Origin of the sequence: Paucilactobacillus vaccinostercus DSM 20634 (assembly GCF_001436295.1) — a bacterium.
Classification (GTDB): Bacteria; Bacillota; Bacilli; order Lactobacillales; family Lactobacillaceae; genus Paucilactobacillus; species Paucilactobacillus vaccinostercus.
The window spans coordinates 224989-233333 of the sequence record NZ_AYYY01000005.1 but is presented as its reverse complement, the minus strand read 5'-3'; the positions used below and the strand labels follow the sequence as shown (position 1 = coordinate 233333).

9 protein-coding genes, 1 tRNA gene and 1 other annotated feature are annotated in these 8345 nt (G+C 39.2%); of the genes, 8 read left to right on the top strand and 2 right to left on the bottom strand.

What is annotated here, in order from left to right; all coding sequences use genetic code 11:
• Positions 1-134 precede the first annotated feature (134 nt).
• Complete coding sequence (locus FC26_RS01845) at positions 135-2870, bottom strand: HAD-IC family P-type ATPase (protein ID WP_057777345.1); 2736 nt, start codon at positions 2868-2870, stop codon at positions 135-137.
• 263 nt (positions 2871-3133) lie between these two features.
• On the opposite strand from FC26_RS01845, the gene FC26_RS01840 reads away from it, so the two are divergent.
• Complete coding sequence (locus tag FC26_RS01840) at positions 3134-3583, top strand: universal stress protein (protein ID WP_083483711.1); 450 nt, start codon at positions 3134-3136, stop codon at positions 3581-3583.
• A gap of 54 nt (positions 3584-3637) precedes the next feature.
• Here FC26_RS01840 and FC26_RS01835 read toward each other — a convergent pair whose 3' ends face one another.
• On the bottom strand, positions 3638-4279 hold the full coding sequence (locus tag FC26_RS01835; RefSeq protein WP_057777342.1) for a TetR/AcrR family transcriptional regulator: 642 nt from the start codon (positions 4277-4279) through the stop codon (positions 3638-3640).
• Between the two features lie 347 nt (positions 4280-4626).
• On the opposite strand from FC26_RS01835, the gene FC26_RS01830 reads away from it, so the two are divergent.
• The 7 genes from FC26_RS01830 (at position 4627) to efp (ending at position 8336) form a co-directional block, all read left to right on the top strand.
• A complete protein-coding gene (locus FC26_RS01830; protein WP_057777341.1) occupies positions 4627-4962 on the top strand; it encodes a hypothetical protein in 336 nt (111 codons plus the stop codon).
• A gap of 66 nt (positions 4963-5028) precedes the next feature.
• Positions 5029-5102 (top strand) — tRNA-Arg (locus FC26_RS01825).
• A gap of 431 nt (positions 5103-5533) precedes the next feature.
• Positions 5534-5603: a sequence feature (ribosomal protein L21 leader region), on the top strand.
• 13 nt (positions 5604-5616) lie between these two features.
• Positions 5617-5925 (top strand): 50S ribosomal protein L21, encoded by a 309-nt coding sequence (gene rplU / locus FC26_RS01820; protein ID WP_057777340.1) that lies wholly within the window; start codon positions 5617-5619, stop codon positions 5923-5925.
• 12 nt (positions 5926-5937) lie between these two features.
• Positions 5938-6261 carry a ribosomal-processing cysteine protease Prp gene (locus tag FC26_RS01815; protein WP_057777339.1) on the top strand — a complete coding sequence of 108 codons (324 nt, stop codon included), beginning with the start codon at positions 5938-5940 and terminating at the stop codon, positions 6259-6261.
• A gap of 27 nt (positions 6262-6288) precedes the next feature.
• The gene (rpmA, locus tag FC26_RS01810; protein ID WP_057777360.1) at positions 6289-6570 is read left to right on the top strand and encodes a 50S ribosomal protein L27; all 282 of its coding nucleotides are present in this window, start codon (positions 6289-6291) and stop codon (positions 6568-6570) included.
• A gap of 16 nt (positions 6571-6586) precedes the next feature.
• Complete coding sequence (locus FC26_RS01805) at positions 6587-7708, top strand: aminopeptidase P family protein (RefSeq protein WP_235809452.1); 1122 nt, start codon at positions 6587-6589, stop codon at positions 7706-7708.
• A 67-nt stretch (positions 7709-7775) separates the two neighbouring features.
• The gene (gene efp, locus FC26_RS01800) at positions 7776-8336 is read left to right on the top strand and encodes an elongation factor P (RefSeq protein WP_057777338.1); all 561 of its coding nucleotides are present in this window, start codon (positions 7776-7778) and stop codon (positions 8334-8336) included.
• The last annotated feature ends 9 nt before the right edge of the window (positions 8337-8345 follow it).

The following is an 8345-nucleotide window of genomic DNA, read 5'->3' as shown; positions in this document are numbered from 1 at the left end:
GTGATTCTATCGCACTGAAGTGCGTAATTATAGCCGGTCTGTTATTACGTGCTTACAACCAGAAAATGAAAACTTAATTTTAAGTATCATTTTTGACAAGCAAAAGGGACCCTCAATGAGGATCCCTTTTTTACTTATTTTTCAAATTGTTGTGATTTTTTCCCTCTGGTTTTACGATACTGAATGCGCATAAGCTTGACACATTCGGTCACGAATAAAACGATAATACCAGCGATTATTGGAATTAACCAACCAAACGTGAATCCAATACTAGTTGTGTGGAAAATATCATGCATGAATGGAAGATAAATAATTCCCATTTGCAAAATAATTAACACACCGATAATGTAAAACGCCATCTTATTTTGGAAAAAATACTTCGAAATTGCTGGATAAGAATTTCGAATATTAAACAGGTAGAAAATCTTACCGAAAATAATGATGTTCAAAGTCATTGTACTTCCAACGACATGTGACATACCCATCTGGGTAAACACATCATAGGCAATCATCCCCAAACCGGAAATAAGAAGGGAAACGCACACAATCTCTACAACATCCATCTTCGATAAGATACCAGCCTTAACCGACCTTGGGCCCCGAAGCATAATACCATTTTCGGGTGGCTCAAAGATAAACGCAAATTGAATGGTGAGGGCGGATACCATGTTGATCCATAGTAGCTGTGTTGGGTAGAGTGGCATTGTTTGCCCCATCAGGATACTATAGACCACGATCATCCCTTCGGCAAAACTGGTCGGAAGAAGGAACCGAATCGTTTTGTTGATATTATCAAATACGTGTCGGCCTTCACGAACGGCCGCAACAATGTCCGTAAACTTATCATTCGCAAGGACCATGTCTGCAGACTGTTTGGCAACTTCTGTTCCCTTAATACCCATCGCAACGCCAATATCTGCTCGTTTTAACGCAGGCGCATCATTGACGCCATCACCGGTCATGGAAATAACATGACCATTTGCCTGCTGTGCATTTACGATCCGAAGTTTATTCATGGGAGTAGTTCGTGCAAACACGTTGTAGCGGTCAATGTTGTGCTGAAGTTGTTCATCGTCCATCTCATCAATTTCGGGACCGGTGATCGAACGAATTGTATCATCTAAATCGAGTTGCTTAGCAATCGCTGCGGCGGTATCAGGATGATCACCAGTGATCATTTTGACCTTGACACCGGCTTGCCTCAATTGTTGAATGGATTGTTTAACTTCAGTTCGTGGTGGATCAATCATTCCGACCATTCCGATAAAGTGCATTTCTTGACCAATATCGATTTGATCAATGTCGGTAACATCAGGGGCCACTTTTTGGTAGCTAAGTGCTACCACACGCATGCCTTGTTTCGTTAACTGCGCCATTTCTGCTTCCCAATACTGCTCATTTAGTGAAACGTTATGGGAAATAGCCATCTGCATGATTGTTGCAGGAGATCCCTTTAACATTAAAATGTTCTGGTCATCCCGCTTAACTAATCTGGCAGAATAGCGAATGGCAGAATCAAAGGGGAGTGAATCGAGTGGATCGGTTTCTGGTTGGTGACCGGTTAACTTGTGATAAAGCGTTGTCAGTGCCCCGTCTGTCGGCTCACCAGTCATTTGCCAATTACCATCTTCGAGGCGTAATTCAGCATCTGTCGTTTGGCCGGCAATATCAACTAACCACTGCACATCATCATCTTGATGCCAGTCATAGGGACGATCATCAAGGAGGAGATCGCCCTCTAAATCAACGTGACCATTTTCGGCATAACCGACACCGCTGACTGAGAATGTATGATCGTCAGTGACGATAGCTGTTACCGTCATTTCATTTTTAGTTAGCGTACCTGTTTTATCAGTATTAACAATATCAACAGCACCCAGAGTTTCGACGGCGGGAAGAGTTTTAACAATCACATTTTTCTTGGTCATGTTACGAGTTCCCATCGCCAATACAACTGATGTACTAGCAGGAAGACCTTCTGGCATCGAGCCAACGACCATTGTCACAATTGCAATCAATAGAGTTGGTAAACTGTAGACGTGCGTTATCCACCCAAGGATAAATAATAAGCCAGCCGCCACTAAGATTGCTACTGAAAGGCCAAAACCAAGACTGTTTAAATTTTTCATTAGGGGTGTTACTTGTCCCTTTGCTTCAGTCACGGATTGTTGGATTTGTCCAATTTGAGTATCAGCAGCCGTGGCAACAACGATTCCCATTGCTGAGCCAGATGTTACCATTGTGGAGGCAAAGACCATGTTAGTTTGTTCTGTAATTGGTAATTTTTCCTGCAGAATAGGGTGATCGTTTTTTTCAACTGATACAGATTCACCGGTTAGTGAAGATTCTTGAACTGTAAAATTATCTGCTGAAATTAACCGGATATCGGCTGGAACGGCATCACCGGCTTCAAGATTGACCAAATCACCGACAACGATATCACGAGAGTCTAATTCTAATTTATGACCGTCTCGGATAACAAAGTTTTTGGAAATCAGTAGCTCACTGATTTTCGATAACGCGTCGTCGGCTTGCTTCTCTTGAACGTAACCGATAATCGCATTCACAATAATTACCAGACCGATAACAATTGAGTCTGAGTAATGATGCATTAAAAGCGTTGTAATTGCAGCGGCTGCTAGGATATAGATGATACTGTTGTTAAATTGTTTAATAAATCTGATGAAGTTGGACGCCTTTTTAACTTTGAGTTCGTTAGTCCCATATTTGATCAACCGTTGTTTAGCCTCGGCTTCGCTAAGGCCTTCATCAACCGTTGTTTGATATTGGTTAGATAACGTTTCTTTGGTTAATTGCCACCAATTTTGATTTATTTGTCGCTCACGTATATGTGGGTCATCGTCTATCATGTATTCATTTCGCTCCTTAATATTGTTATATCGTTTATTTGTAGGGGCTTAATGCGGGCAATTTAACCACAACCTTTCAAAATTAATTAACATTATGCGTACAAAAAATTATAGCATATGCAAAACCTTTTGAGCTAGTTAAATGTGATGTAATCATGACTTAACATAATTGCTATCTTTTGACAGGTATAACTAGTTTTCAGTATAATCAGAATGTAAGCAGTATCAGTTGTGTTAACGTTTGACCTGAAAAAGGAGGGCTTATGATGGAAAGATATCATAAAATTCTAGTCGGAATTGATGGATCTGAACAATCAATGGACGCTTTACATCGTGCAATTGACCTTGGGCAAGCATTAAATGCTTCACTTTTATTAGTAACAGTTGTTGACGATCGTGCGTTAGCAATGGCGATGAGCAATACTGGTAATTATGTAATGGCACCTAATATGCGTGAGGATCTGATGGCTCATGCAAAAGAAACAATGAAAAATTATGTAAGCGAAGCAACAAAAGCAGGAATTGATTTTGAAGATAAAGTGTTAGTTGGTGACCGTAAGTTGGAACTTGCTGAAAATATTCCGGATAAGGAAAACGTGGATGCTATCGTAATTGGTGCAACTGGATTGACCCGTATGGAACGTGTCTTTATCGGATCTACTGCTAGTTACATTATGAATAACGCTAAATGTGACGTAATCATTGTTAAATAAAAGCTTAAAAAACTAGCTCCTGGGCACTAAAAAGTGCGAGGAGCTAGTTTTTTATTAGAGCATATTTTGGTTTTCATCAACGAAGAAGTCAGTAAAGAAAATACCGGAGCAATTAATTTGAGAGAAAATTTTATCAATACTCTGGGTCATATAACGTGGCGTGTAAATCATGCCATCACGAAGCCAGTTCTTAATTAGGCCGAGTTCCGCAGAAACAATAAATGAAATTTCAAGATTAACTGGAACTCCTAGCTCAGCGAATTGAGCACCAACCTGTTGATGGAATTTTTGTAGGTAGTCTGCTAAGCGTGCATACAGATGATCAAAAAATGGCTCATTTTCTTGATTGTTAATTAAAACGTCGAAGGTTTCCGCTTCGTTTTCAATATATTTAAAAGCACGTTGTTGGGAAAATACACGGATTGGTTCATCTGTATTAATCGCTGGCAAATAATCTGTACCATCAATCATTACAGCATCAAAAAAATCATCCAAAATTTCACTCAATGATCTTTCAATAAAGTCTTGTTTGTCTTTATAGTGCAGATAAAATGTTCCGCGGGTGATAGACGCTTTTTCCGTAATTTTTTGAACACTGATATTTTCAACCTTGTATTGTTTCATTAACTGAACCAATGCTTTTTTTAGGTTATTACGAGTTTTGATAACTCTTGGATCAGTTTTACTATTCGCCATGCTTACAACCCCTAATCGAATATATTTCGTCAAATTATTAATGTTGTGTCGAGTATAATCTATATGTAAGCGCTACGTCAAGACTTTAAAAAGACATTTCTTCAAATATTATCTAATATTCATAACCTCGATAGACTTTGGATTCTAATATAAGTAAAAAGAGGCGTCTTTTTCATGTTTTGAATTTGATTGTTTCACAACTGGTGAATTATTTACCAAGTCACAATAATTTGAGCCCATTTTTGAAGGATTGACGTAATTGTACTTTTAGAATGATTAGGTTAGACTCTAATTGAGTATTAGTGATATTCTGATGCTCAACTAATCATTGAATGGGAGTAATCACGATGGATATTTTTGAATTAGCCTACCGCATGGCCACACAATATAAAGGGAGAGAAAATGACTTAGCAGAACTTGGATATCAACAAGATGACATTAAAAAGATTATTGAAGATCCAATGGCAACACAGCTTCCGGTAGCACTGGCCTATAAAATGGCAAATGACTACGTTACAATTCAGGTTCGAACTATGCGCGGCAACAAAGCGTTTACTGACAAATTGGAGAAGTTACGAGCAAAACTAAACTCAGATGAAGATACACAGTTATTAGCAACGATGCTAGACAGATTACCCACAACAAACGTTTGGTTGTTCGACAAGTTTAACGGTTCTTATTAGGCTTAGTGCTGCTACTAAAAATAGAATTGACATTATGAACAAATATCAATATAATGATTAAGGTTTGGAGCGGTAGCTCAGCTGGATAGAGCATTCGCCTTCTAAGCGAACGGTCGTGAGTTCGAACCTCACTCGCTTCACTAGATAAAAGTCGTTATACACTGGTTTATTTGTCAGAAACGCTGATATACCAGTGCGTAACGACTTTTTATATGCTCGTTTAAAGCAATTTATAACATTTTTTGAGAAATTACTAGTAACTAAATAATGTCCTGGTCATCATAAGATTTTTACATTTTCTGGTGTGCTTGCTCGTCAAGTTTGAAAACTGACTTAATGTAATATTTTAAGATCGTCTGCGTATTTTGGCGTCCTAAGTAGCTTGCTACCGAGTGCAAGTCATTTTTGCATTGGCGTTGCTTAAGCGTAGCGGAATCTGTGTGTGGCAATGTGGATGTTAAGTAGTGTCTTTCTGAAAAAAGTGCTGACCAAAGTATTTCACCAAAGATTTGTGAAATCATTTGACGGAAAGAAGAGAATCTGATAACATATGTCTGTTGTATTTGTGAACTCGCAACTGCAACCGCACGCAAACAAGTTTAAAGCATTCTGCTGCTTGTACGGCGAGTCTAAGATATTAAGGAGGTGCACAATATGTACGCAATTATTGCAACTGGTGGTAAACAATACAAGGTAGAAGCAGGTCAAGCGATCTACGTTGAAAAGTTAGCTGCTGAGGCTGGTGAAAAGGTTACTTTTGATCAAGTAGTATTTGTCGGCGGTGAATCAACAAAGATTGGTACACCAACTGTCGACGGTGCAACTGTTTCTGGAACTGTTGAAAAACAGGGTAAAGAAAAGAAGGTTGTTACTTTCAAATACAAGCCAAAGAAGCATCAACACACTAAGCAAGGTCATCGTCAACCATACACGAAAGTTATGATTGATGCTATCAATGCTTAATTAGGAGTTATCATGATTAAGGCAATATTCAGCCAGAATGCAACAGGAGTAATTGATGGCTTTTCAGTTACCGGTCACGCGGATTCTGGTCCTTATGGTCAAGATATTGTTTGTGCAGCCGTTTCCGGTTTGTCCATCACCATAATCAATGGTCTTCAACAAGTGGTCGGAGAAAATCCGAAAGTTACGCTTGATGAAGAAAATGGTGGTTTGATGATGGTCAGTCAGCTGTCAGACAAGCATGATACTCAAATATTACTGAAAACTTTCTACAATGGTATTTTAGACATGGCGGAGAGTTACTCAGACTTTCTAACTGTAAAATTAGATAATTAACAATTCTATATTTGGAGGTGAACGATGATGATTATGAATTTACAATTCTTCTCACACCACAAAGGGGGCGGTTCTACTGCCAACGGTCGTGACTCAGCTGGTCGTCGTCTTGGGACTAAGGCAGCTGATGGCTCAACTGTAACAGCAGGATCAATCTTGTACCGTCAACGCGGTACGCATATCAACCCAGGTGAAAATGTTGGTCGCGGTGGCGACGATACTCTGTTTGCTAAGGTTGATGGCGTTGTTAAATTTGAACGCCTTGGTCGTGACAAGCGCAAGGTTTCAGTTTACCCTGTAGCTCAATAGTAATGAAATAAAGATCGTGGCAAAACATTGTTTTGTTACGATCTTTATTTATTTGCAAAAACATGGTGACGTTATGCAACGAATTAACGAAATACAAAGTGACATTGAAAATGCGTATTTAGACGCTTTTTTGGTGACCGACGCAACAAATATTTTTTATTTGACTGGATTTAAACTGATCCAGGGTGATGGACTCTTACTAATTCATCAAGAAACTGGATATTTAATTACTGATGATCGCTATGAAGAGGCCTTAACCGAATTTGATGATAAAAGTTTAGTGGGTTGTATTAGCCGACGCTACCTTAGCAAATTAAAAGAGTGCTGTGAGCAATTACATATTACAGTACTAGGATTTGAGTCTAAAATATCATATCGTGAGTATGATATTTTAGACGAAATTATGGATGCGGATATTGTTCCCATGACAGATTTCATTGAAAATCATCGGGCAAATAAGGACACACAGGAGATTGAAACCATAACTGCGACTGCCGCGCTTCATGACGAGGCGTTCGACTATCTGTCTCAGTACATCCAAGTTGGTATGACCGAGATACAAATTGCTAATCAACTAGATTGGTGGATGAAACAGCAAGGTGCAAGTAAGGCGTCGTTCGATACCATTGTTGCTAGTGGTGCTAACGCTGCTAAACCACATGCCTTGTCAACCTCCAAAAAGATTAGCTCTGGAGATATTCTAATTATCGATTATGGTTATTTTTTGGATGGTTATACGGCTGACGTCACCCGAACGGTTGGGTTGCCCGGTGTTGCAGATGAATTTGACACGATCTATCGAATTTTGACAGCAGCTAAAGAACAAGCAACTGCCCGCATTGTTCCTGGAGTAAGGGGAAGCGAGATTGATAAGGTTGCGCGGCAAATCATTGCCGATGCTGGATATGGCGAATATTTTAACCATGGTATCGGTCATGGAATTGGACTTGATATCCACGAACTGCCAACTAGTTACGGGGCAGATAATTCAACACTTTTGGAGCAACAGGTTGTCACCATTGAACCGGGAATTTACTTACCTCACAATGGTGGAATTCGGATTGAAGATGATCTTTTAATTACATCTACTGGTGTCCAGCAGCTCACACATGCACCAAAACAACTACCTATTTTATAGATAATTAGTTGCTTTTTGGCGCCATTTATTGCAGAATGAAATAGATATATTCTAGGAGGAAACAATTATGGCAATTTCTACAGCAAATTTTAAAAATGGATTAACAATTGAAGTGGATAATGCAATCTGGCGGATTATTGAATTTCAACATGTTAAACCAGGTAAGGGTGGCGCTTTCGTCCGCTCAAAACTTAAGAACTTACGTACTGGTGCTGTGCAAGAAAAGACTTTCCGTGCCGGTGCAAAAATGGAACAAGCTAACATTACTACTCGCTCAATGCAGTATTTATACGCTGACGGTGACAATTATGTCTTCATGGATACTGACAACTACGAACAAATCGAATTGCCAGCAGAACACATCAAGAACGAAATGAAATATCTTAAAGAAAACATGGAAGTTAGCATTACTCAGTTTGGTAATGAAACATTGGGTGTTGAATTACCAAACACCGTAACTTTAAAAGTTGCTGAAACAGAACCTGGTATCAAGGGTGACACTGCTTCTGGTGGTTCAAAACCTGCAACTATGGAAACGGGTGTCGTTGTTCAAGTGCCATTCTTTGTTAATGCTGATGATGAACTTATCATTAACACCACTGACGGCACTTATATTTCACGGGCCTAGTTATTAATT

Coding starts and splice junctions, on each gene's coding strand:
- rplU (WP_057777340.1), top strand. CDS start 5,617: ATGTACGCAATTATTGCAACTGGTGGTAAACAATACAAGGTAGAAGCA.
- FC26_RS01815 (WP_057777339.1), top strand. CDS start 5,938: ATGATTAAGGCAATATTCAGCCAGAATGCAACAGGAGTAATTGATGGC.
- FC26_RS01830 (WP_057777341.1), top strand. CDS start 4,627: ATGGATATTTTTGAATTAGCCTACCGCATGGCCACACAATATAAAGGG.
- rpmA (WP_057777360.1), top strand. CDS start 6,289: ATGATTATGAATTTACAATTCTTCTCACACCACAAAGGGGGCGGTTCT.
- efp (WP_057777338.1), top strand. CDS start 7,776: ATGGCAATTTCTACAGCAAATTTTAAAAATGGATTAACAATTGAAGTG.
- FC26_RS01835 (WP_057777342.1), bottom strand. CDS start 4,279: ATGGCGAATAGTAAAACTGATCCAAGAGTTATCAAAACTCGTAATAAC.
- FC26_RS01845 (WP_057777345.1), bottom strand. CDS start 2,870: ATGATAGACGATGACCCACATATACGTGAGCGACAAATAAATCAAAAT.
- FC26_RS01840 (WP_083483711.1), top strand. CDS start 3,134: ATGATGGAAAGATATCATAAAATTCTAGTCGGAATTGATGGATCTGAA.